This is a genomic window from Nocardioides sp. ChNu-99 (genome assembly GCF_029493445.1).
Lineage (GTDB): Bacteria > Actinomycetota > Actinomycetes > Propionibacteriales > Nocardioidaceae > Nocardioides.
Genome location: NZ_JAHWBL010000006.1, coordinates 18245 through 41438, shown reverse-complemented (window position 1 = coordinate 41438; position 23194 = coordinate 18245). Strand labels below are relative to the sequence as shown.

Genomic DNA, 23194 nt, shown 5'->3' with positions numbered 1-23194 from the left:
CCGGGTGCGGACCGTCGTCACCGACGACGGGGCGTCAGAAGATCAGCTCGCCCGACGCGCGGCGCGTGCGCAGGGTCTTGAGCGCCTCGTCGAGGATGACCTTGGCCTCGGCGTCGGAGCGGCGCTCCTTCACGTAGGCCAGGTGGGTCTTGTACGGCTCCGCCTTGTGGGCCGGCGGCGGGTTCTCCGCGTCGAGGCTGGCGGGCTGGCCGCACTTCGGGCAGTCCCACGTCTCCGGGGCGACGGCCTCGACGGAGAACGTCATCACCGACCGGTGGTCGTGGGCGCAGAAGTACGTGACGGTCTGGCGGGCCGCGGCCTCGCCGCGTGCCTCCTCGCCCTGGGGACCCGAACCGATCCGGGCCCCGCGGATGGAGCTGCTCCTACCGGCCATGCGCGTTCCTCCCCGAGACCCTGGTCAGGACTGGCCGTCGTAGGCCAGCAGCAGACCGAGGGCGATGATGCTGGCGAACCAGATGATGCCGATCCCGATGGTGTAGCGGTCGAGGTTGCGCTCCGCGACCGACGAACCGCCCAGGCTGGTCGAGACACCGCCACCGAACATGTCGGAGAGGCCGCCGCCCCGGCCCTTGTGCAGGAGCACGAGGAGGATGAGGAGCAGGCTGGTGATCACCAGCACGACGGTGAAGAGGACAGTCACGGGACGAAACCTTACGTCACGGGCCGCCCCGGTCCGACGGCGCCACGAGGGGCCCGTCCCGGGTTCTCCGGCCCGGGTTCCCCGAGCCGGGTTCTTCACGGGGGGCGGCCCCGCGACGCGCGACGACGAGCCGCGCGCCGGGGACGGCTGAGCCGGGGAGAGCGGGGCGACGCGACGGCGGACGCGACGGCGGACGCCGCGAGCCGTACGGCGGGCCCGCTGCCGCTGGTGTCCGCCGAGGCCGCTCTCTCCTGCGGTGGCGGTGTCTGGTGCGGCGCTGGCGCCTCTGCTGCGCCCGCACACCACGTGTGCAGTAGCCCGGACACCGCGTTACACGGGCGGGGGCGATCACGGGCCAGGGGCCGCGGGCGCGGGCACCCCGGACGCGACGGACCCCCGAGCCCGGGGCTCGGGGGTCCGTCAGTGCGGGTGGTGCGGGACGTGCGCCTCAGAGGCGGGGCATGTCGTAGAAGCGGCAGATGCCGCCGAACTCCTCGGCCTGGAGACTGGCACCGCCGACGAGCGCGCCGTCGACGTCCTCCTCGACCATGATGCCGGCGACGTTCGCGGCCTTCACCGATCCGCCGTACAGCACCCGGAGGCCGTCGGCCGCCGCGTCGCCGTGCACCTCGCGCACGCGGGCGCGGATGGCCGCGCAGACCTCCTGCGCGTCCGCCGGGGTGGCGACCTCGCCGGTGCCGATCGCCCACACGGGCTCGTAGGCGACGACGAGGCCCGCGACCTGCTCGGCGCTGAAGCCCGCGAGCGAGCCGTCGACCTGCGCCAGGGTGTGGGCCACGTGCTCGCCCGCCTGGCGCACCTCGAGACCCTCGCCGACGCACACGATCGGGACCATGCCGGCCGCGAGGGCCTTGTGGGCCTTCGCGTTGACGACCGCATCGGTCTCGCCGTGGTGCTCCCGGCGCTCGGAGTGGCCGACCACCACGTAGGAGCAGCCGAGCTTGGCCAGCATCGACGCCGAGATCTCGCCGGTGTAGGCGCCCTCGTCGTGCACGGACACGTCCTGCGCGCCGTACTGGAGCTTCAGCCGGTCCCCGTCCACCAGGGTCTGCACGGAGCGCAGGTCGGTGAACGGCGGCACGACCACGACCTCGACGGCGTCGTGGTCGTGCTTCTTGTCCGACAGCGTCCACGCCAGCTTCTGCACCAGGCTGACGGCCTCGAGGTGGTTGAGGTTCATCTTCCAGTTGCCCGCCATGAGCGGCGTGCGCCCGGAGGTGCCCGTCTTCTTCGTGGCCATCAGTCCTCCAGCACCTTCACGCCCGGGAGCTCCTTGCCCTCGAGGTACTCCAGGCTCGCGCCGCCGCCCGTCGAGATGTGGCCGAAGGCCGTCTCGTCGAACCCGAGCGTGCGCACCGCCGCGGCCGAGTCGCCGCCGCCGACGACCGAGAGGCCGTCGACCTTCGTCAGCGCCTCGGCGACCGTGCGGGTGCCGCCCGCGAACTCGGGCACCTCGAACACGCCCATCGGGCCGTTCCAGAACACGGTGCGGGCGTCGGCCAGTGCGGCCGCGAACGCCGCGGCCGAGTCGGGCCCGATGTCGAGGCCCAGGCTGCTGGCCGGGATGTTCGACGCCGGTACGACGATCGGCTCCGGCCGCGTGTCCCCGGTCGGGAACTCGCTGTCGACGACGATGTCGGAGGGCAGGAGGATCTCGACGCCGGAGGCCTCGGCCCGGCGCAGGTACTCCACGCACGTGCCGATCTGGTCCTCCTCGAGCAGGCTCCGGCCGACCTCGTGGCCCTGGGCCTTGAGGAAGGTGAAGACCATGCCGCCGCCGATGAGCAGCTTGTCGGCCTTGCCGAGCAGGTTGTCGATCACGCCGAGCTTGTCGGAGACCTTGGACCCGCCGAGCACCACCACGTAGGGGCGCTCCGGGGTCTCGGTCAGCCGGGTCAGCACGTCGATCTCGGCCCGCACGAGCGCGCCCATCGTGTGCGGCAGGCGCTGCGCGACGTCGTACACGCTCGCCTGCTTGCGGTGGACCACGCCGAAGCCGTCGGAGACGAAGGCGTCGGCGAGGGCGGCCAGCTCGTCCGCGAACGCGCCGCGCTCGGCCTCGTCCTTGCTGGTCTCGCCCGCGTTGAAGCGCACGTTCTCCAGCACGGCGACCTGGCCGTCGCCCAGGTCGGCGACGACCTGCTGCGCGCTCTCCCCCACCGTGTCCGTGGCGAACGCGACGGGGGCCTCGAGCAGCTCGGCGAGCCGGCCGGCGACGGGGGCGAGCGAGTACGCCGGGTCCGGCGCGCCCTTGGGCCGGCCGAGGTGGGCGGTCACGACCACCCGCGCGCCGGCCTCGGCCAGCGCGCGGATGGTCGGGACGCTCGCCCGGATCCGGCCGTCGTCCGTGATGGTGGTGCCGTCCAGCGGCACGTTCAGGTCCGAGCGGACCAGGACGCGCTTCCCGCCGACCTCGCCGAGTCCGGGGTAGGAACCCACGTCAGAGGGTCTCGCCGATGTAGGAGATCAGGTCCGCGAGGCGGTTGGAGTAGCCCCACTCGTTGTCGTACCAGCCCGCGACCTTCACCTGGTTGCCGATGACCTTGGTCAGCGGCGAGTCGAAGATGCACGACGCCGGGTCGGTGACGATGTCCGAGGACACGATCGGGTCGGTCGAGTACTTGAGGAAGCGCCCGTCGGCGGCCGCCTTGACGGCCTCGTTGACCTCCTCGACCGAGGTCTCGCGCGACGCCTCGAAGGAGAGGTCCGTCAGCGAGCCGGTCGGCGTCGGCACGCGCAGCGCGTAGCCGTCGAGCTTGCCCTTGAGCTCGGGCAGCACCAGGCCGATGGCCTTCGCGGCACCGGTCGAGGTCGGCACGATGTTGATCGCGGCGGCGCGGGCGCGGCGCAGGTCCTTGTGGATGTTGTCCTGCAGGTTCTGGTCGGCCGTGTAGGCGTGGACCGTCGTCATCAGGCCCTTGTTGATGCCGATGGCGTCGTTGAGCGCCTTGGCCATCGGGGCGAGGCAGTTCGTGGTGCAGGACGCGTTGGAGATGACCGTGTGGGCCGCCGCGTCGTACTGCTCGTGGTTGACGCCCATGACGATGGTGATGTCGTCGTTGGTCGCCGGCGCCGAGATGATGACCTTCTTGGCGCCGCCGTCGACGTGGGCCTTGGCCTTCGTCGCGTCGGTGAAGAAGCCGGTGGACTCGACGACGACGTCGACGCCGATGTCGCCCCACTTGAGGTCGGCCGGGTTGCGCTCCGCGAACGCGTGGATCTCGGTGCCGCCCACGACGATCGAGGTGTCGGTCGACGCGACGTCCGCGTCGAGACGACCCAGGATCGAGTCGTACTTGAGCAGGTGCGCCAGCGAGGCGTTGTCGGTCAGGTCGTTCACGCCGACGATCTCGATGTCGGCACCCGAGGCGCGGACCGCCCGGAAGAAGTTGCGGCCGATGCGGCCGAAGCCGTTAATTCCTACGCGAACAGTCACTGCTACTCGACTCCTAGGGATGCGTGACCCGGGGCCAGGACCCGGCTCGTTGGCGGGTTGCCGCTGCCGACCCTACCGAACCGGGGCCGCGCCCCGACTCAGACCTCCTCGGCGAGCATGTCCGGGGTCAGGGACGCCTCCGTGTCGGGGATCCCGAGGTCCTCCGCGCGCTTGTCGGCCATGGCCAGCAGCCGGCGGATCCGGCCCGCGATCGCGTCCTTCGTGAGGGCCGGCTCGTGCAGCTGGCCGAGCTCCTCGAGCGACGCCTGCTTGTGCTCCAGGCGCAGGTGGCCCGCGGTCTTGAGGTGCTCGGGGGCCTCCTCGCCGAGGATCTCCAGCGCCCGCTCGACCCGCGCACCCGCGGCCACCGCGGCCCGCGCGGAGCGGCGCAGGTTCGCGTCGTCGAAGTTCGCGAGGCGGTTGGCGGTGGCGCGGACCTCGCGCCGCATCCGTCGCTCCTCCCAGGCCATGAGCGCCTCGTGCGCCCCCAGCCGGGTCAGGAGGGCGCCGATGGCGTCGCCGTCGCGCACCACGACCCGGTCGACCCCGCGGACCTCACGGGCCTTCGCCTGGATCCCCAGACGTCGTACGACGCCCACGAGCGCCAGCGCGGCCTCCGGGCCGGGGCAGGTGACCTCCATCGAGGACGAGCGACCCGGCTCGGTCAGCGAGCCGTGCGCCAGGAAGGCCCCACGCAGCGCCGCGACCGCGTCGCACGCGCCACCGGAGACGACCTGCGGCGGCAGGCCCCGCACCGGCCGTCCACGCCCGTCGAGCAGCCCGGTCTGGCGGGCCAGCGCCTCGCCGTCCTTGACCACGCGCACCAGGTAGCGGCTGCCGCGGCGGATGCCGTTGCCCTGCACCAGCACGACGTCGGAGTCGTGGCCGAAGACCTCCTTGACGTCCTTGCGGAGGCGGCGGGCGGCTGCGCCGGTGTCGAGCTCGGCCTCCACCACGATGCGGCCGCCGACGATGTGGAGGCCGCCCGCGAAGCGCAGGAGCGTGGCCACCTCGGCCTTGCGACAGCAGTTCTTGGTGATGTGCGTGTTGGAGAGCTCCGCCTTCACCTGGGCCGTCATCGCCATGCGCGCCATCCTGCCACGCCGCGCCGGTGACCGCTCGCCTCAGGAGGACGGGCCGGGCTGGACCGGTGGGCCCGCCGGGGCCGGCTCGGTCGTGGCGCCCATCACCCGACCGAGCACGGCGGCGAGCCGGGCGGGGTCGTGGCGGGGGGTGCCGTCACCCGCCGCCACGTCCGCGACGACCAGCCGCCCACCCAGCCGCGCGACCGCGGTCTCGAGGGCGCCGGTGTCCGCCACCGCGGCCGTGTCGGCCACGACCGTGTCGATCCGCAGGTCGGGCGCGTGCTCGAGCAGCGCGGCCAGGTGCTCCTCGGGGCCGTAGCCGGCGGTCTCCCCCGGCTGCCCCTCGAGGTTGAGGACGACCGCGACCCGCCCGCGCGTGCCGACGATGGCCCGCCGCAGGTCGGGGACCATGAGGTGCGGGATGACGGAGGTGTACCAGCTGCCCGGCCCCAGCACGACCCAGTCGGCGGACCGGACGGCGTCGACCGCCTCGGGGCAGGCCTCGGGGTCGGCCGGGTCGAGCTGGATGCCCTCGATGCGCCCGGCGGTGCTGGCCACCTCCACCTGGCCCCGGACGCGCACCACCTCGCCGTCGAGCGCGACGTCGGCCGTGATGTCCATGGGTGTCACCGCCATCGGCAGCACCCGGCCCTGCGCGCCGAGCAGGCGCCCGACCCAGTCGAGGGCCGGGACGCTGTCGCCCAGCAGCTCCCACAGGCCGACGATGAGCAGGTTGCCGACCACGTGGCCCCGCATCTCGCCCTCGCCGGCGAACCGGTGCTGCAGCACCTCCGCCCACGTGCGGCCCCAGTCGTCGTCGCCGCAGAGGGCGGCCAGCGCCATCCGCAGGTCACCGGGCGGCAGCACACCGAACTCGCCCCGCAGCCGCCCCGACGACCCGCCGTTGTCGGCCACCGTCACGACCGCCGTCAGGTCGCCGACGACGCGGCGCAGCGCGGCCAGCGACGCGTGCAGGCCGTGGCCCCCGCCGAGGGCGACGACGCGGGTGGCGGGCAGCGGGACCGTCCGCGGCCCCAGGGGGCCGGTCGGACCCAGTGCGGCGGCCGCGTCGGTGAACGAGCTCACTCGCGTCCGAGGTCGCGGTGGGTCGCCCGGACCTCGTAGCCGTGCTCGCGCAGCCGCGCGGCGATCTCCTCCGACATCGCGACGCTGCGGTGCTTGCCGCCGGTGCACCCGACGGCGACGGTCATGAACCGCTTGCCCTCGGCCAGGTAGCCCTCGGCGACGGTCTGCAGCAGGGGGACGAACTGCTCGAGGAACAGCTCCGCCCCGGGTCGCTCCTTCACGTACGTCGCCACGTCGGGGTCCTGCCCCGTGAGCGGGCGCAGCTCGGGCACCCAGTGGGGGTTCGGCAGGAACCGCATGTCGGCGACGTAGTCGGCGTCGACCGGGATGCCGTACTTGAAGCCGAAGCTCACGACCCGCACCTTGAGCCGGGTCGTGTCGGGCGTGCCGAACGCGTGCGCGACCCGCTTCGTCAGCTGGTGCACGTTGAGGTTGCTCGTGTCGATGACGAGGTCGGCGGTCGAGCGCAGCTGGGCCAGGACCGCGCGCTCACGCTGCAGCCCGTCGAGCAGGCGCCCGCCACCCTGGAGCGGGTGCGGGCGCCGGGCGGCCTCCTGCCGGCGTACCAGCACCTCGTCGGTGGCCTCGAGGAACACGAGCGTCGCGTGCCGGCCCGTGGCCCCCTGGGCGAGGTTGACCTGCAGGCTGTCGAAGAACGACCCCGAGCGCACGTCGACCACGACGGCGATGGGCTGCTGGGGCCCCTTGCTCTCGTCGACGAGACGCACGACGTCGCGCAGCAGCGCCGGCGGCAGGTTGTCGACCACGTAGAAGCCCAGGTCCTCCAGCTCCTTCGCCGCGGTGCTGCGCCCGGCGCCGGTCATGCCGGTCACGACCACGAGCTGACCCGCGGTCGTGGCGGCTGGGGCGGGGGCGGTGCTCGACGGGACGGGCTCGTCCACTCAGTCCTCCTCGATCTCACCGGTGGCGGTGTTGATCCGCACATTCTGGCCCCGCGCGCGCCGCTGCGCGTCGTCGGCCGCCAGCGCGTCCTTGATCGCCGCCGCCGTCGACGGCCCCACACCGGGGACCATGGCGATCTCCTCGACCTCGGCCTGGCGCAGCTTGCGCAGCGAGCCGAAGTGCTTGATCACGCTGCGGCGGCGCACCTCGCCGAGCCCGGGCACGTCGTCGAGCACGCTCTCGACCATCGACTTGGAGCGCCGCGAGCGGTGGTGGTTGATCGCGAACCGGTGGGCCTCGTCGCGGATGCGCTGCAGCAGGTAGAGGCCCTCCGAGGTGCGCGGCAGGATCACCGGGTCCTCCTCCCCCGGCACCCACACCTCCTCGAGGCGCTTGGCCAGGCCGACGATCGGCACGTCGTCGATCCCGAGCTCGTCGAGCGCCCGCTGCGCGGCCGCTACCTGCGGCGGACCGCCGTCGACGACGACGAGCCCCGGGGCGTAGGCGAACTTGCGCGGTCGCCCCGTGTCGGGGTCGACCAGCATGGGGCCCGTCGTGTCGTCGCCGGGCCGCAGCTCGGAGCGGGCCTGCTCGTCGAGCAGCCGGCGGAACCGGCGCGTGATCACCTCGTGCATGGAGGCGACGTCGTTCTGGCCCTCGACGCCCTTGACGACGAAGCGGCGGTACTCGCCCTTGCGGGCCAGCCCGTCCTCGAACACCACCATCGACGCCACGACCTCGGTGCCCTGCAGGTTGGACACGTCGTAGCACTCGATGCGCAGCGGCACGTCGTCGAGGTCCAGCGCGGCCTGGATCTCCTCCAGCGCCCGGTTCCGGGTCGTGAGGTCGCTGGCGCGCTTCGTCTTGTGCAGGGCGAGCGCCTGCTGCGCGTTGCGCTCGACGGTCTGCTGCAGGGCGCGCTTGTCGCCGCGCTGCGGGACGCGGACCTGCACCTTGCCGCCGCGCAGCTCGCCCAGCAGCTGCTCCACGGTGGCGACGTCGCTCGGCAGCTCGGGCACCAGCACCTCGCGGGGGATCGCGTCGCCGGCCTCCCCGCCGTACAGCTGCAGGAGGAAGCCCTCCACGAGCTCGGGGGTGCCGCCCTCGTCGGTGCGGTCGGCGACCCACCCGCGCTGGCCGCGGATGCGTCCGCCCCGCACGTGGAAGACCTGCACGCCCACCTCGAGCGGGTCGGCGGCCAGGGCGATGACGTCGGCGTCCGTGCCGTCGCCGAGCACGACGGCCTGCTTCTCCAGGGCCCGCTCCAGCGCGCCCAGGTCGTCGCGCAGCCGGGCGGCCCGCTCGAAGTCGAGGGCGTCGCTGGCGGCGAGCATCTCGCGGTGGATGCGCTTGGTGAACGCCGCCGTCTGCCCCGCCATGAACGCGCAGAAGTCGTCGACGATCGCGCGGTGCTCCTCCGCGCTGACGTTGCCGACGCACGGCGCGGCGCACTTGTCGATGTAGCCCAGCAGGCAGGGGCGCCCCACCTGCTGCGAGCGCTTGAACACCCCGTTGCTGCACGAGCGCATCGGGAAGACGCGCAGCAGCGTGTCGACGGTGTCCCGGATGGCCCACGCGTGGCTGTAGGGCCCGAAGTAGCGCGTGCCCTTCCGCTTCGCGCCCCGGCCGACCATGACGCGCGGGAACTCCTCGGAGACCGTGACGGCCAGCCACGGGTACGACTTGTCGTCGCGGTACTTCACGTTGAAGCGCGGGTCGAACTCCTTGATCCAGGAGTACTCCAGCTGCAGCGCCTCGACCTCGGTGCCCACCACCGTCCACTCGACGCTCGCCGCCGTGGTCACCATCGTCGCGGTGCGCGGGTGCAGCGCCGAGATGTCCTGGAAGTACGACGACAGCCGCGCCCGCAGGCTCTTCGCCTTGCCGACGTAGATCACCCGGCGCTGGGCGTCGCGGAACCGGTAGACGCCCGGCTGCGTGGGGATCTCCCCCGGCTTCGGGCGGTAGGTCAGCGGATCGGCCACGGCCGCGGCCCCCTCACGCGAACGTGACGTCGGTGCCGTCGACGGCGACCGCCACCTCGGGCAGCGGCTCCTCCGCCGGCCCGTCGAGCACCGCGCCGTCGTCGATCGAGAAGAGGCTGCGGTGGCACTGGCACACGATCGCGCGGTCCTCGACCTGGGTGACCCTGCAGCTCTGGTGGGTGCAGATCGACGAGAACGCCTTGAATGTGCCCGCCTGCGGCTGCGTCACCACCACCGCCGGGTCGTCGACGATCACGCCGCCACCCACCGGTACGTCGGCCGCCGCCACGATGACCTCGCCCGGGGCGCCGTCGGGCGCGGACACCTCCGTCTCGCCGCCGCACGCCGCGAGCAGCGGCGCACCGGCGGCGCTGCCCGCCGCGACCCGCACGAACCCGCGGCGGCCGAGCGCCGGCGTACCGGACGACCGGTCCCGGGGGCTCACGCCCGGCTCCGGGCGCCCGCGGTGGCCGGGGTCTTCCCCGCCGGGGTCTTCCCCGCCGGGGTCTTCCTCGCCGTCGCCTTCTTCGCCGGGGCCTTCTTCGCCGGGGCCTTCTTCGCCGGGGCCTTCTTCGCCGGGGTCTTCCTCGCCGCAGCCTTCTCGGCCTGGTCGGCGGCCGCGGCCGCCTTCGCCGCGGCCTTCACCGCACCCTTGCCGCGCAGCGGCTCGGGCGCCGGGTCGCGCGGGGGCTGGGCGCTCGCGGCCCGGCCCTCGAGCAACGGCGCGAGGAAGCGGCCGGTGTGGCTCTCGGGCACGGCCGCGACGTCCTCGGGCGTGCCGCTGGCGACGACCGTGCCGCCGCGCGAGCCGCCCTCGGGGCCCATGTCGACGACCCAGTCCGAGGTCTTGATGACGTCCAGGTTGTGCTCGATGACGAGCACCGTGTTGCCCTGGTCGACCAGGCGGCCGAGCACGTCGAGCAGGCGGCGGATGTCCTCGAAGTGCAGACCCGTCGTCGGCTCGTCGAGCACGTAGATCGTGCGACCGGTCGAGCGGCGCTGCAGCTCGGTGGCGAGCTTGACGCGCTGCGCCTCGCCGCCGGACAGGGTCGTGCCCGGCTGACCGAGGCGCACGTAGCCCAGACCGACCTCCATGAGGGTGGACAGGTGCCGGTGGATGACCGGGACGGCGGCGAAGAACTCGACCGCCTCCTCGATCGGCATGTCGAGCACCTCGGCGATGGTCTTGCCCTTGTAGTGCACCTCGAGCGTCTCGCGGTTGTAGCGCGCGCCGTGGCACACCTCGCACGGGACGTAGACGTCCGGCAGGAAGTTCATCTCGATCTTCAGCGTGCCGTCTCCGGCGCAGGCCTCGCAGCGCCCGCCCTTGACGTTGAACGAGAAGCGGCCGGGCAGGTAGCCGCGCACCTTGGCCTCGGGCGTCTGCGCGAAGAGCTTGCGGACGTGGTCGAACACCCCCGTGTACGTCGCGGGGTTGGACCGCGGGGTGCGCCCGATCGGCGACTGGTCGACGTGGATCACCTTGTCGACGTGCTCCGTGCCGGTGATCTTGCGGTGCCGGCCGGGCACGGCCTTGGCGTTGTAGATCTGCTTGGCCAGCGAGGCGTAGAGGATGTCGTTCACGAGCGTCGACTTGCCCGAGCCGGAGACGCCGGTGACCGCGACGAAGACCCCGAGCGGGAAGGTCACGTCGATGCCGTGCAGGTTGTTCTCCCGCGCGTCGACGACCGTCAGCTCGCGGCCCTTCGTCAGCGGTCGGCGCACGGCCGGGACGGGGATCTCGCGGCGGCCCGAGAGGTACTGCCCCGTGATCGAGTCGGGGTGCGCGTAGAGGTCGGCGACGCTGCCCGAGTGCACGACCTGGCCGCCGTGCTCGCCGGCGCCCGGCCCGACGTCGACGACCCAGTCGGCGACGCGGATCGTGTCCTCGTCGTGCTCGACGACGATGAGGGTGTTGCCGAGGCTCTTGAGCCGCAGCAGCGTCTCGATGAGCCGCTGGTTGTCGCGCTGGTGCAGGCCGATCGACGGCTCGTCGAGCACGTAGAGCACGCCGACGAGGCCGGCGCCGATCTGCGTCGCGAGCCGGATCCGCTGCGCCTCGCCGCCCGACAGGGAGCCCGAGGGCCGGTCGAGGCTCAGGTAGTCGAGGCCGACGTCGAGCAGGAAGCGCAGCCGCTCCTGGATCTCCTTGAGCACGTTGGCCGCGATCTGGCGCTGACGCGACGACAGCTCGAGCCCGTCGAGGAACTCCGACGCCTCGTTGAGCGGCATCGCGCAGACCTCGGCGATGTTGCGCTCGCCGACGGTCACGCTGAGCACGACGGGCTTGAGCCGGGCGCCCTTGCACGTGGGGCAGGGCACCTCGCGCATGAAGCCCTCGAACCGCTCGCGGCTCGTGTCGGACTCCGCCTCGCGGTGCCGGCGCTCGACGTACGCCCGCACGCCCTCGAAGTCGGCGTGGTAGGCCCGCTCGCGGCCGTAGCGGTTGCGGTGGCGCACGTGCACCTTGGTCGCGCGACCGTCGAGGATGGTGCCGCGGGTCTTGGCCGGCAGCTCGTCCCACGGGGTGTTGAGGTCGAAGCCGAGCTCGTCGCCGAGCGCGGCGAGCAGCCGCAGGAAGTAGTCGGCCACGTGCGCGCCGGTCCACGGCGCGAGCGCGCCCTCGCCCAGCGTCGCCGTCGGGTCGGGCACCACGAGCTCGGCGTCCACCTCCATCCGCACGCCGAGGCCGGAGCACTCGGGGCACGCGCCGTAGGGGGCGTTGAAGGAGAACGAGCGCGGCTCGAGCTCGTCCACCTCGAGCGGGTGCTCGTTGGGGCACGCCAGCTTCTCGGAGAAGCGCAGCTCGCGGTCGGGGTCGTCGTCGGGCAGGTCGACGAAGTCGAGGATGACGAGACCGCCCGCGAGGCCGAGCGCGGTCTCGACCGAGTCGGTGAGCCGCTGCTTCGACGACGCCTTCACCGCCAGGCGGTCGACCACGACCTCGATCGTGTGCTTCTTCTGCTTGTCGAGCGTCGGGGGCGTGTCGAGGGCGTGCGTCACGCCGTTGGTGCGGGCGCGCGAGAAGCCCTGCGTCGTCAGCTGGCGGTAGAGCTCGAGGTACTCGCCCTTGCGGCCGCGCACGACGGGCGCGAGCACCTGGAAGCGGCGCCCCTCCTCCAGGGTCAGGACGCGGTCGACGATCTGCTGCGGCGTCTGGCGCTCGATGACGGCGCCGCAGACGGGGCAGTGCGGCGTGCCGGCCCGCGCGTACAGCAGGCGGAGGTAGTCGTAGACCTCCGTGATGGTGCCGACCGTCGAGCGCGGGTTGCGCGACGTCGACTTCTGGTCGATCGACACCGCCGGGGAGAGGCCCTCGATGAAGTCCACGTCCGGCTTGTCCATCTGCCCCAGGAACTGCCGGGCGTACGCCGAGAGCGACTCGACGTAGCGGCGCTGGCCCTCCGCGAAGATCGTGTCGAACGCCAGGCTCGACTTGCCGGAGCCCGACAGGCCCGTGAAGACGATGAGGCTGTCGCGCGGCAGGTCGACCGAGACGTCCTTGAGGTTGTGCTCGCGAGCGCCTCGGATGATCAGCTGGTCGGCCACGGTGGTCCTTCTGCTCGGTGGGGACGGGCGCCAGGGATCGGCACCGTCGTCGCGTCGAACAAGTTTTCGACATCGGGCACGGATCTGCAAGCCGACGCGCACCCGCCAGGTTGTCACCCCGGGGCAAGCGGGCCGCACGGGCCCGGTCGAGCGCCCGCCGTGCCACCAGCCCGGCGGCCTAGCATCGGCCCATGACCTACACCGGCCACGTCGTCCCGGGCGGGGAGCCCGCCGTCCGCGAGCTCCCCGGGCTCGTCGTCACCAAGGTCGCCGTCGATGCGACGATGGCGAACAACGCCTACCTGCTGCGCTGCCGCAGCACCGGGGCGCAGCTGCTCGTGGACGCCGCCGACGACGCGCGCGTGCTGCTCCGCCTGGTCGGCGAGGGCGGGCTCGAGGCCGTCGTCACCACCCACCAGCACTGGGACCACCACCGCGCCCTCGCCGAGGTCGTCAGCGCCACCGGCGCCCCCACCCTCGTCGGCGCCCCCGACGCAGCCGCCGTCACCGAGCAGACGGGCGTCCCCGTGACCCGGGCGCTGGAGCACGGCGACCGCGTGCGCTTCGGCGACGTCGAGCTCGGCGTCATCGCGCTGGCGGGCCACACCCCGGGCTCGGTCGCGCTCACGTACGACGACGGCTCCGGCGCGCCGCACCTGTGGACGGGCGACTCGCTCTTCCCCGGCGGCGTCGGGAACACGTTCGGCGACGAGGCCGCGTTCGCGCAGCTGATCGACGAGGTCGAGACCAAGGTGTTCGGGACGCTGCCGGACAGCACGTGGTTCTACCCCGGCCACGGCGACGACTCGACCCTGGGCGCCGAGCGGCCCCACCTCGCCGAGTGGCGCGAGCGGGGCTGGTGAGGGTCCCGTTCCGGCGGGCCGAGCGGCCGACCTCGGACGCCGCCGCTGCGGGAGCCGGCTCGATTCCTCGCTGCTGCGACACCATGGCGTACCAGCTCGCCCACCGGTGCGACGTGCACGAGGACCCGCAAGACTGCCCGGACGTCGTCGTCATGGCGACCGGTGGTGGGTTCCGGTTGCCCATCCACGACGGCGGGAGCAGCGGCATCGCCATCGAGCACTGCCCCTGGTGCGGGACGCGGCTGAGCTGACCGCCGGACGTCATGCAGAGGGGGCGCCGGGTACCTCGGTCGGGATGACGTCCGCGAGGGTCGGGCGCCGCTGGCCCGGCTGACTAGGCTCGCTCCATGCCGCGCCTGCGCAGGACGTCGCCGGAGCAGCCGGGGTGGACCCGGCGGCGGGTGGGGCGCGGGTTCACCTACCTCGACGAGCACGGGCAGCGTCTGGGGCCCGCGGAGCGGGAGCGCGTCGAGGCGCTGGTCATCCCCCCGGCGTGGCGCGACGTCTGGATCAAGCCGTACCCGAACGGCCACCTCCAGGCGGTCGGCACCGACGACGCAGGCCGGCGGCAGTACCTCTACCACCCCGTCTGGCGCGAGCAGCGCGACGCCGCGACGTTCGACCGGATGGTCGACTTCGGCACCTCGCTGGAGCGCGCCCGGCAGAGCGTGCTGGGCCACCTCGGGCTCGACGGGATGCCCCAGGAGCGCGCCGCGGCGACCGCGGTGCGGCTGCTGGACCTCGGCTACTTCCGCATCGGCAACGACGTGTACGCCGACACGAACGGCAGCTTCGGCCTGACCACGCTGGAGCGTCGCCACGTGCGCCGGCGCGGCGGCGTGCTGGTCTTCGCGTTCACCGGCAAGTCGGGCGTCGACCACCGCATCGAGATCGACGACGTGGTGGTCGTCGAGGCGCTCGGCATCATGCGCCGTCGCCGCGGTGACGACCCGCGGCTGCTGGCCTTCAAGGAGGTGCGGCGCTGGCGCTCCGTGCTCCCCCCGCTGGTCAACGAGTACGTGCGGGAGACGACCGGCATCGACGCCACGGCGAAGGACTTCCGCACCTGGCACGCCACCGTGCTCGCCGCGGCCGCCCTGGCCGCCACCGACGAGCCGGGCGAGACCGCGGCCTCGCGCAAGCGGGCCGTGAGCGGCGCCATGAAGGAGGTCTCGTCGTTCCTCGGCAACACCCCGACACTGGCCCGCTCCTCCTACGTCGACCCCCGCGTCGTCAGCGCCTACGAGGAGGGACGCACGATCGGCGACGTCGTCGGCCGGGAGTTCGCGACGGTCGACGAGCGGCAGGCAGCGCTCGAGCGGGCGACCCTCGCGCTGCTCCGCGACGAGCAGCAAGTCGGATAGCTTGAACAGCAGTAGGTCGGCTGGAATAGGCGGGCGACGGGCGCCGTTGTGGCCTCTCGTGCCCGCGGGACCCCGCGGGCGGCGCGCCGCCCCCGGGCGCGTCCGTCGCGGCCCGACCCGGGCCTCTCGGAAAGGCAGCACCTCCCGTGCCCGACTTGACGCCCGACTCGACGCAGCGGACCTCCCGTCCGCGGCCCGCCCTCCTCCGGACGCCGTTCTGGGCGCAGATCGTGCTCGCCCTCGTGCTCGGCGTGGCGCTGGGCCTCGTGGCCCGCGTGGGCGAGGTCGACTGGCTCACGACCACCCTGCAGACCGTCGGCGACGTGTTCATCGGCCTGCTCAAGGCCGTCGTGCCGCCGCTGGTGTTCGTCGCGATCGTGGTGAGCATCGCCAACCTGCGCCAGGTCGCGAACGCCGCGCGGCTCGCCGCGCAGACGCTGCTGTGGTTCATGATCACCTCGCTCATCGCGGTGGCCATCGGCATCACCCTGGGCCTGCTCACCAACCCCGGCGGCGCGGCCGACGTGGCGCCGACGGACGCGTCGTACGAGGGGTCCACGGGCTCCTGGCTGGACTTCATCACGGGCCTCGTGCCGGCCAACTTCCTCGGCATCTCGTCGTCGGAGAGCGGCATCAGCTTCAGCGTGCTCCAGATCGTCGTCGTCGCCCTCGCCGTCGGTGCGGCCGCGCTGAAGGCCGGCGACAAGGCGGAGCCGTTCCTCGGCGTCATGCGCTCGTTCCTCGCCGTGATCCAGCAGATCCTGTGGTGGATCATCCGCCTCGCGCCGCTCGGCACGCTGGGCCTCATCGGTGCCGCCGTGGCCTCCTACGGCTGGGACCTGCTCGGCCCGCTCGCGGTCTTCACCATCGACGTCTACGTCGGCTGCGCCATCGTGCTCTTCGGCGTCTACCCGCTGCTCGCGAAGCTGCACGGCCTGTCCCCCACCAAGTACTTCTCCGGCGCCTGGCCCGCCATCCAGCTCGCGTTCGTCTCCCGCTCGTCGGTCGGCACCATGCCGCTGACCCAGCGCGTGACGGTGCGCAACCTGGGCGTGCCCGAGGAGTACGCGTCCTTCGCCGTGCCGTTCGGCGCCACCACGAAGATGGACGGCTGCGCCGCCATCTACCCCGCGCTGGCCGCCATCACGGTCGCGCAGATCTTCGGCATCGAGCTCGGCATCCAGGACTACCTGCTCATCGCGTTCGTGTCCGTGATCGGATCGGCGGCCACCGCCGGCCTCACCGGCGCCGTCGTCATGCTGACGCTGACCCTGTCGACGCTCGGCCTGCCCGTCGAGGGCGTCGCCCTGCTGCTCGCCATCGACCCGATCCTCGACATGATCCGCACCGCGACGAACGTCGCCGGCCAGGCGCTCGTGCCCACGATCGTGGCCAAGCGGGAGGGCATCCTCGACCAGGCGCGGTACGACGCGCCCCGCGGCGACGTCATCGGCGAGGACCCGCTCGAGGCCTCCGCGGCGAAGGCGGCCTGAGCCCCCGGCAGCACCCGGGTACAGCCGCCAGCAGGACCCCGCGCCCGGTCCCCGTCTCAGCGACGGGGGCCGGGCGCGACCGCTTCCTCGCCCAGCACCCGGGCGTAGCGGCCCTCGTGGTAGAGCAGCGGACCGGTGCCCGCCGTGCTGCGGGCGACCCGCCGTACCCGGCCGACGACGACGTCGTGGTCGCCCCCCGCGTGGACGGCCTGCACGGTCGCCTCGACGTGGGCCAGTGCGCCGACGAGACGCGGCGCTCCCCCGTGGCCGGGCTCCCAGGCGAGACCGGCGAACCGCTCCCCGGCGCCCGAGGCCATCGCCGTGGCGACCCCCGCCTGGTCCTCGGCCAGCACGTTCGCGCAGAAGCTCCCGGCGCGGCGCACGCGCGGCCACGTGCGCGACGTGCGGGCCGGGCAGAACAGCACGAGCGGCGGGCGCAGCGACAGGCTCGCGAACGACTGGACCGTCATCCCCACGGGCTCGCCCTCGTCGAGGGCGGTGACGACCACGACGCCGGTGGCGAACGTGCCGAGCACGTCGCGGAAGTGCGTGAGCGGGACGTCGCGGAGCGGGAGGCCTGGAGTCTGCGTCACCGGACCATCGTCCCACCGGCCCCGACCCGGGCACGCGCGGGCGCGCACCGGCGGCAGGTGACCGGTCGGTAACCCACCCTCGCCGGGCGCCCACGCGGGTCCTACAGTCGCCCCCGTGGGACTCCTCCGCCGCCAGCTCGCCCTCGCCGCCCTCTCCGCGAACGCGTTCCGGCCGCCGCGCGGCCTGCGCTCCGGCATGTACGCCTTCGCCGCCGGCTGGCTCACCAGCGAGCTCGCGCCCCAGCTGCTCGGGCTCACCGCCCTCGACGCCGCGACGCACCGGCCGGTGCCGGGCGACCGCCGGCGCACGGCGGGCCTGCTGCTCGCCGCGGGCAACGCCGCGGCGCTCACCACGATGGTGGTGCAGGCGCAGCGGGTCAAGGGCAGCACCGAGCGGGCGCTGGTCGAGGCCCTCGGCGTCGACTACGTCGAGCAGCTCGACGCCGCACCCACGCCGTCCGACCTCGCCCTGCCGTGGCGGCAGCTCGCCGTGCCGTTCCGGATCCGCACGCCGGGCGTGCACGTCGAGCGGGACATCGCGTACGCCGACGCGGGGCGCCGCACGATGCTCGACGTCTACCGGCCGAGCCAGCCCGTCCACCCCGACGGGGCGCCCGTGCTGCTGCAGGTGCACGGCGGCGCCTGGCGCGTCGGCAGCAAGGAGCACCAGGCGATCCCGCTGATGCAGCACATGGCCAGCAAGGGCTGGGTGTGCGTGTCGATCAACTACCGCCTCGCCCCGCGCGACCCGTGGCCGGCGCACGTCGTCGACGTCAAGCGCGCCATCGCCTGGGTGCGCGAGCACATCGACGCCTACGGCGGCGACCCGTCGTACCTCGCCATCACGGGCGGCTCGGCCGGCGGCCACCTGGCCTCCCTGGCCGCGCTCACCCCCGGCGACCCCGCGTTCCAGCCCGGCTTCGAGGACGCCGACACCCACGTCGACGTCGCGGTCCCGCACTACGGCGTCTACGACTTCGCCGGCGCCAGCGGCCTGCCCCGCGCCATCCGGATGCGCGACCGGTTCCTCGGCCCGTTCATCCTGCAGCGCCGCTTCGACGAGGAGCCGGAGGTCTTCGAGGCGGCCTCGCCGCTGCTGCGGGTGGGCCCCGACGCCCCGGACTTCTTCCTGCTGCACGGCACCACCGACAGCCTCGTCAACGTGCAGCAGGCCCGCCTCATGGTCGAGCGGCTGCGGGCGGTCTCGCGCCGCTCGGTCGTGTACGCCGAGCTGCCCGGCGCCCAGCACGCGTTCGACACCCTCCCGTCGATCCGCAGCGCCCACGTGGTGCGGGCCATCGACCGCTACCTGCACTGGCACTGGAACGGGTGGCGCGGCCGGCCCGTCGGCGACTCCCCCGCCGAGCTCGCGGAGGAGCAGCGATGAGCGCCGCGACGCCCGCGGAGTCGTCCGCCGGGATGCCCGCCGACCTGCTCGAGCACGCCCTGGCGGCGAAGGGCTTCATGCCGCCCGACGAGGGCCTGCTGCTGCACCGCTGGGCCCGGGCGCGCCTGCCCCACGGGGTCGTGCTGGAGGTCGGGACCTACTGCGGGAAGTCCGCCGTCTACCTGGGGGCGGCGGCCCGCGAGGTCGGCGGCACGGTCGTCACCGTCGACCACCACCGCGGCTCGGAGGAGAACCAGGCCGGCTGGGAGCACCACGACGCGACGCTCGTCGACGCCGAGTCCGGCCTGATGGACACCCTGCCGGTCTTCCGCCGCACCATCGAGCGCGCCGGGCTCGAGGACCTCGTGGTGCCCGTCATCGGGCGCTCCACCACCGTCGCCGCGCTCTGGCGCACGCCGCTGTCGATGCTCTTCGTCGACGGCGGCCACGCCGAGGTGCACGCCCACGCCGACTACACCGGCTGGGCCCGCTGGCTCGCCCCGGGCGCCGCCCTCGTCATCCACGACGTGTTCCCCGACCCCGCGGACGGGGGGCGGCCGCCGTACGACGTGTACTGCCGCGCCCTGGACTCCGGCGACTTCGCCGAGGTCGACGCGCTCGGCTCGATGCGCGTGCTCGAGCGCGTGCGGGGTGCGGCGGGCGACGCGGTCAGCTGATCGCCGCGCCCGGGACCGCCCCGCGGTCAGCGCTTGCGCTTCTCCCGCACGCGCTGGGTGATGACGATCGGCGTGCCCACGAAGCCGTACTCCTCGCGCAGCCGGCGCTCCACGAACCGCTCGTAGGACGCGTCGAGCTTGCCGGAGGTGAAGAGGATGAACGTCGGCGGCGCCGTGGAGGGCTGCGTGCCGAACATGATCTTCGGCTGCTTGCCGCTGCGCACCGGATGCGGGTGCTCGGCGACGAGGCGACCGAGGAACGCGTTGAGCGCACCCGTGCCGACCCGCGTCTCCCAGCCCTCGATGGCCCGGTCGAGGGCGGGCACGAGCCGGTCGACGTGCCAGCCCGTGCGAGCCGTGATGTTGATGCGCGGGGCCCACTGCACCTGCACGAGCTCGCGCTCGATCTCGCGGTCGAGGTAGTAGCGCCGCTCCTCGTCGACCGTGTCCCACTTGTTGAAGGCGATGACGAGGGCGCGGCCGGCCTCGCGGATCGTCTGCACGATGCGGAGGTCCTGCTCGGAGATGGAGGCGCCGCCGTCGACGACGAGCACGGCCACCTCCGCGCGGTCGATGGCGGTCGAGGTGCGCAGCGAGGCGTAGTACTCGTGGCCCGACGCCTCCTTCACGCGCTTGCGGATGCCCGCGGTGTCGATGAAGCGCCAGGTGCGCCCGCCCAGCTCGACCAGCTCGTCGACCGGGTCGACCGTGGTGCCCGAGGCGTCGTCGACGACGACGCGCTCCTCCCCCGCCAGCTTGTTGAGCAGCGACGACTTGCCGACGTTGGGCTTGCCCACGATGGCGATGCGGCGCGGGCCGCCGGGCACGGCGTCGACGAACTCGGGCGGCTCGGGCAGCACGTCGAGGATCGCGTCGAGGAGGTCGCCGGACCCACGGCCGTGGATGGCGGAGACCGGGTGGGGCTCGCCCAGGCCCAGGTTCCACAGGCCGTAGGCCTCGGTCTCGGTGCGCTGGTCGTCCACCTTGTTCGCGGCCAGCACGACGGGCTTGTCGGCCTTGCGCAGCACCCGCACGACCGCCTCGTCGGCGTCGGTGATGCCCACGGTCGCGTCGACGACGAAGAGCACGGCGTCGGCCAGCGACACGGCGATCTCGGCCTGGGCGCGGATCCGCTCGGCGAGGCCGCGGGCGTCGGGGTCCCAGCCGCCGGTGTCGACGACGGTGAAGGCCCGGCCGTTCCACTGCGCGTCGTAGGAGACGCGGTCGCGGGTCACGCCGGGGCGGTCCTCCACGACGGCCTCGCGACGCCCGATGATGCGGTTCACCAGGGTCGACTTCCCGACGTTCGGCCGTCCCACCACCGCCAGCACGGGCAGCGGTCCGCCGTCGGGGTCGCCGGGCAGGTCCCCGGCGGCGGCGGGCTGGTCGTCGTACTCGGTCATGGTGCTCCTGGTGGGGATCCGGGGTCGAGGAGGACGAGCCCCGCGTAGGGGTCCTCCTCCAGGTCGTCGGGCGGCAGCGGCCCGGGCAGGTCGCGCCCGGTCGCGGCGCGCGCGGCGTCGAGGGTGGTCAGCATGTACCGTCGCAGCAACAACGAGGCCTCCTCGACCTGTTCCCGCGTGCGCGGCCACGGCTGCCGCGGCAGCCGTAGGGGCTCACCGTAGTAGAGGTCGACGTGGGCGCCACGTCGCGGCAGGTCGCCGCTGCGCCCGCCGGGCTCGCGGGTGCCCAGGATCACGACCGGTACGACGGGTGCCCCGGTCACCAGGGCGAGGTACGCCGGGCCGCGGTGGAAGCGCGACAGGTCCCCCGGGCCGCGCCGGCCCTCGGGGAAGACGCCCACCACGCGCCCCGCGCGCAGCAGGCCGAGGCACGTGCGGATCGCCGCGGGGTCGGGGCGGAACCGGTCGAGCGGCACCTGCCCGCAGGTCCGCAGGAACGCCCCCAAGGGGCCGGTGAACATCTCGACCTTGGTGAGCGCGTGGGCCGGGCGGGGGCTGAAGATCGCCAGCAGCGGCCCGTCGGCCCAGCCGACGTGGTTGGCGGCCAGCACCACGCCGCCGCGCCGCGGCACCCGCTCCGGGTGGTGCAGGCGCACGGAGAACCGGCGGCGGATCAGCCAGCGCGACGCGGGTCGACCTCCGTGGAGCAGCCAGCGGCGGGGCAGCGGCACGCCGTCGCTGCGGGGGACCTCGCTGGGCCCGTCACCCCGGTCGGCGGGCCACCGCGCCGGGGACGCCGGCGCCGACGTCACGCGGGGGCCTCGACCGCCCGGGCGAGCGCCACCACCTGCCCGACGACCTCGTCGAGCGTGTACGGCGTCGTGTCGATCGCCACGGCACCGTCGGCCAGCACGAGGGGCGCCGTCGCCCGGCCGGAGTCGATCGCGTCGCGGGCCAGCAGCGACTGCTCGGTGGCGGCGACGTCGCTGCCCCCCTCCTCGCGGGAGCGGCGCGACGCGCGCGCGGAGGGGTCGGCGCTGAGGTAGACCTTGACGGGGGCGTCCGGCCACACGACGGAGCCGATGTCGCGGCCCTCGACCACGATCCCGCGGCCGGACGCGAGCGTCTCGGCGATGATGGCGCGCTGCTGCTCCAGCAGGCGGGTGCGCACCTCGGGCACCGCGCTGACCGGGCTGACCGCGCCGTTGACCTCGGGCGTGCGGATCGGGGCCGAGACGTCCTCGCCGTCGACCTGGATCGTGGGCGCCGCCGGGTCGGTGCCCGAGACGAGCCGGGGCTCCGTCGCCCGGTCCGCGACCGCGGCGGCGTCGTGCACGTCGACGCCGCGACGCAGCATCCACCAGGTGATGGCCCGGAACTGCGCGCCGGTGTCGAGGTAGGCCAGCCCGAGCCGCTCCGCCACGCCCCGCGAGGTGCTCGACTTGCCCGAGCCCGAGGTGCCGTCGACGGCGACCACGAGGGGCGCGCCGGCGTGCTGCGGCTCGTGCTCGGGGGCGGGCGGGACGGGCGTGTCGGTCGGGCTCACGGGCGAGCAGCCTACCGGTGCGTCACCCAGGCCCGCTCCTCGAGCGAGGCCAGCAGGTGCTCCGCCCGGGTCGCGTCCACGACGAGCTCGACGAGACCGGTGGGGCGACCCGGGTCGTGGTCGATGCGGATGTCCTCGATGTTGACGCCGCTGGCCACCGCGTCGGCGAAGAGGCGCGCCAGCGCTCCCGGGGCGTCGGGGACCGAGACCCAGACCGAGCGGAGGGGGCGCGGGGGTCCGCCGTGCTTGGCGGGGATGGCCCGGGTGCCCGCGACGCCGCGCTCGAGCACGGCGCCCAGCTGGTGCCGGTCCCCCTCCCCCACGGCGGCGATCACGCGGTCGAGCTCCGCCCGCACCTCGGTCAGCAGGTCGAGCACGGCGTCCGCGTTGCCGGCGACGATCTGGCCGTAGAGCGCGGGGTCGCCGGCGGCGACGCGCGTCACGTCGCGCACCCCCTGACCGGCCAGCGCGAGGTGCTGCTCCGGCGCCTCGGCCAGACGCCCCGCCACGAGCGCGGAGAGCAGGTGCGGCACGTGCGAGGTGCGGGCCACCGCGCGGTCGTGCTCGGCCGGGGTCAGCCACACGACGACGGCACCGCAGGTGCGCACCACGGCCTCCACGAGCTCCACCGCGGACCGCGGCGCGTCCGGGTGCGGCGTGATGGCCCACGGTCGGCCCTCGAACAGGGTGGACGAGGCCGCGAGCGGGCCGGACCGCTCGCTGCCCGCCATCGGGTGCGACCCGACGTACCGGGCGACCTCCCCGGCGGCCGGACCCGCGAGCACCTCGCGCAGCGGCTGGTCCTTGATGCTGCCGACGTCGGTGACGACCGCGCGGGGGTGGCGCAGCAGCCGGTCGGTGACCACCGCGCCCAGGGCGTCCGGGGGCACCGCCACGACGACGAGCGCCACGTCGGGGTCGGGCACGGTGGCCGCGTCGAGACCGGCCCCGAGCTGCGTGGCGGTGCGGACGTTCTCCGGCTGCGCGTCGGCGACGAGGACGTCGTGGCCGGCGGCCGTCAGCGCCAGGGCGACGGAGGTGCCGATCAGCCCCGCTCCGACGACGAGGACGGTGCCGGGGGCCGCTGCGGTCCCCGGCGGCGGGAGATCAGGGGGCGCCTCGGACACCGGCACAGGCTACTG

22 protein-coding genes are annotated in these 23194 nt (G+C 73.9%); 6 read left to right on the top strand and 16 right to left on the bottom strand.

Going from position 1 to position 23194, the window contains the following annotated elements:
• Positions 1–34: 34 nt before the first annotated feature.
• The 11 genes from KK617_RS03685 to uvrA form a co-directional block, all read right to left on the bottom strand.
• Positions 35–394 carry an RNA polymerase-binding protein RbpA gene (locus KK617_RS03685; RefSeq protein ID WP_277498162.1) on the bottom strand — a complete coding sequence of 120 codons (360 nt, stop codon included), beginning with the start codon at positions 392–394 and terminating at the stop codon, positions 35–37.
• 24 nt (positions 395–418) lie between these two features.
• Positions 419–661, bottom strand: coding sequence for a preprotein translocase subunit SecG (gene secG, locus KK617_RS03680; RefSeq protein WP_277498161.1), 243 nt, complete (start codon positions 659–661; stop codon positions 419–421).
• A 448-nt stretch (positions 662–1109) separates the two neighbouring features.
• Positions 1110–1922 (bottom strand): triose-phosphate isomerase, encoded by an 813-nt coding sequence (gene tpiA, locus KK617_RS03675; protein WP_277498160.1) that lies wholly within the window; start codon positions 1920–1922, stop codon positions 1110–1112.
• Positions 1922–3121 (bottom strand): phosphoglycerate kinase, encoded by a 1200-nt coding sequence (locus KK617_RS03670; RefSeq protein ID WP_277498158.1) that lies wholly within the window; start codon positions 3119–3121, stop codon positions 1922–1924. The genes tpiA and KK617_RS03670 overlap by 1 nt, the downstream gene beginning before the upstream one ends.
• A 1-nt stretch (position 3122) precedes the next feature.
• Complete coding sequence (gene gap, locus KK617_RS03665) at positions 3123–4118, bottom strand: type I glyceraldehyde-3-phosphate dehydrogenase (RefSeq protein WP_277498157.1); 996 nt, start codon at positions 4116–4118, stop codon at positions 3123–3125.
• Positions 4119–4216: 98 nt separating this feature from the next.
• A complete protein-coding gene (gene whiA / locus KK617_RS03660; RefSeq protein ID WP_277498156.1) occupies positions 4217–5203 on the bottom strand; it encodes a DNA-binding protein WhiA in 987 nt (328 codons plus the stop codon).
• A gap of 39 nt (positions 5204–5242) precedes the next feature.
• Complete coding sequence (gene yvcK / locus KK617_RS03655) at positions 5243–6241, bottom strand: uridine diphosphate-N-acetylglucosamine-binding protein YvcK (RefSeq protein ID WP_277498246.1); 999 nt, start codon at positions 6239–6241, stop codon at positions 5243–5245.
• A gap of 44 nt (positions 6242–6285) precedes the next feature.
• Entirely contained in the window at positions 6286–7191 is a 906-nt protein-coding gene (rapZ, locus tag KK617_RS03650; protein WP_277498155.1) for an RNase adapter RapZ, read from the bottom strand.
• On the bottom strand, positions 7192–9177 hold the full coding sequence (gene uvrC / locus KK617_RS03645; protein WP_277498153.1) for an excinuclease ABC subunit UvrC: 1986 nt from the start codon (positions 9175–9177) through the stop codon (positions 7192–7194).
• Between the two features lie 13 nt (positions 9178–9190).
• The gene (locus KK617_RS03640) at positions 9191–9622 is read right to left on the bottom strand and encodes a Rieske 2Fe-2S domain-containing protein (RefSeq protein WP_277498152.1); all 432 of its coding nucleotides are present in this window, start codon (positions 9620–9622) and stop codon (positions 9191–9193) included.
• Positions 9619–12726 carry an excinuclease ABC subunit UvrA gene (gene uvrA / locus KK617_RS03635; RefSeq protein ID WP_277498151.1) on the bottom strand — a complete coding sequence of 1036 codons (3108 nt, stop codon included), beginning with the start codon at positions 12724–12726 and terminating at the stop codon, positions 9619–9621. The genes KK617_RS03640 and uvrA overlap by 4 nt, the downstream gene beginning before the upstream one ends.
• A 191-nt stretch (positions 12727–12917) precedes the next feature.
• On the opposite strand from uvrA, the gene KK617_RS03630 reads away from it, so the two are divergent.
• The 4 genes from KK617_RS03630 (at position 12918) to KK617_RS03615 (ending at position 16446) form a co-directional block, all read left to right on the top strand.
• On the top strand, positions 12918–13589 hold the full coding sequence (locus KK617_RS03630; RefSeq protein WP_277498150.1) for an MBL fold metallo-hydrolase: 672 nt from the start codon (positions 12918–12920) through the stop codon (positions 13587–13589).
• Positions 13586–13840, top strand: a complete 255-nt coding sequence (locus KK617_RS03625; protein WP_277498149.1) for a hypothetical protein — start codon at positions 13586–13588, stop codon at positions 13838–13840. Before KK617_RS03630 ends, KK617_RS03625 begins: the two co-directional genes overlap by 4 nt.
• A 96-nt stretch (positions 13841–13936) precedes the next feature.
• Positions 13937–14953: a DNA topoisomerase IB gene (locus KK617_RS03620; RefSeq protein WP_277498147.1), complete on the top strand. Its 1017-nt coding sequence runs from the start codon at positions 13937–13939 to the stop codon at positions 14951–14953.
• A 146-nt stretch (positions 14954–15099) separates the two neighbouring features.
• Entirely contained in the window at positions 15100–16446 is a 1347-nt protein-coding gene (locus tag KK617_RS03615) for a dicarboxylate/amino acid:cation symporter (protein ID WP_277498146.1), read from the top strand.
• A gap of 56 nt (positions 16447–16502) precedes the next feature.
• Here the strand turns inward: KK617_RS03615 and KK617_RS03610 are convergent, their stop codons facing one another.
• Positions 16503–17039 carry a flavin reductase family protein gene (locus tag KK617_RS03610; RefSeq protein WP_277498145.1) on the bottom strand — a complete coding sequence of 179 codons (537 nt, stop codon included), beginning with the start codon at positions 17037–17039 and terminating at the stop codon, positions 16503–16505.
• Between the two features lie 115 nt (positions 17040–17154).
• Between KK617_RS03610 and KK617_RS03605 the strand changes: the two genes are divergently transcribed.
• Complete coding sequence (locus KK617_RS03605) at positions 17155–18426, top strand: alpha/beta hydrolase (protein WP_277498144.1); 1272 nt, start codon at positions 17155–17157, stop codon at positions 18424–18426.
• A complete protein-coding gene (locus tag KK617_RS03600; RefSeq protein WP_277498143.1) occupies positions 18423–19103 on the top strand; it encodes a class I SAM-dependent methyltransferase in 681 nt (226 codons plus the stop codon). Before KK617_RS03605 ends, KK617_RS03600 begins: the two co-directional genes overlap by 4 nt.
• 26 nt (positions 19104–19129) lie before the next feature.
• On the opposite strand, the gene der is transcribed toward KK617_RS03600, so the two are convergent.
• The 4 genes from der to KK617_RS03580 are packed head-to-tail and all read right to left on the bottom strand — an operon-like array spanning position 19130 to position 23179.
• Entirely contained in the window at positions 19130–20506 is a 1377-nt protein-coding gene (gene der, locus KK617_RS03595) for a ribosome biogenesis GTPase Der (protein ID WP_277498142.1), read from the bottom strand.
• Positions 20503–21318, bottom strand: coding sequence for a lysophospholipid acyltransferase family protein (locus KK617_RS03590; protein WP_277498141.1), 816 nt, complete (start codon positions 21316–21318; stop codon positions 20503–20505). Before KK617_RS03590 ends, der begins: the two co-directional genes overlap by 4 nt.
• The gene (gene cmk / locus KK617_RS03585; protein WP_277498140.1) at positions 21315–22052 is read right to left on the bottom strand and encodes a (d)CMP kinase; all 738 of its coding nucleotides are present in this window, start codon (positions 22050–22052) and stop codon (positions 21315–21317) included. The genes KK617_RS03590 and cmk overlap by 4 nt, the downstream gene beginning before the upstream one ends.
• Before the next feature lie 11 nt (positions 22053–22063).
• Positions 22064–23179, bottom strand: a complete 1116-nt coding sequence (locus tag KK617_RS03580; protein ID WP_277498139.1) for a prephenate dehydrogenase — start codon at positions 23177–23179, stop codon at positions 22064–22066.
• Between the last annotated feature and the right edge of the window lie 15 nt (positions 23180–23194).

What these genes read in the sequence shown, in the direction of transcription:
- KK617_RS03685 (WP_277498162.1), bottom strand. Translation starts at nt 394, where the DNA reads ATGGCCGGTAGGAGCAGCTCCATCCGCGGGGCCCGGATCGGTTCGGGT.
- tpiA (WP_277498160.1), bottom strand. Translation starts at nt 1,922, where the DNA reads ATGGCCACGAAGAAGACGGGCACCTCCGGGCGCACGCCGCTCATGGCG.
- whiA (WP_277498156.1), bottom strand. Translation starts at nt 5,203, where the DNA reads ATGGCGATGACGGCCCAGGTGAAGGCGGAGCTCTCCAACACGCACATC.
- KK617_RS03630 (WP_277498150.1), top strand. Translation starts at nt 12,918, where the DNA reads ATGACCTACACCGGCCACGTCGTCCCGGGCGGGGAGCCCGCCGTCCGC.
- KK617_RS03620 (WP_277498147.1), top strand. Translation starts at nt 13,937, where the DNA reads ATGCCGCGCCTGCGCAGGACGTCGCCGGAGCAGCCGGGGTGGACCCGG.
- KK617_RS03600 (WP_277498143.1), top strand. Translation starts at nt 18,423, where the DNA reads ATGAGCGCCGCGACGCCCGCGGAGTCGTCCGCCGGGATGCCCGCCGAC.
- der (WP_277498142.1), bottom strand. Translation starts at nt 20,506, where the DNA reads ATGACCGAGTACGACGACCAGCCCGCCGCCGCCGGGGACCTGCCCGGC.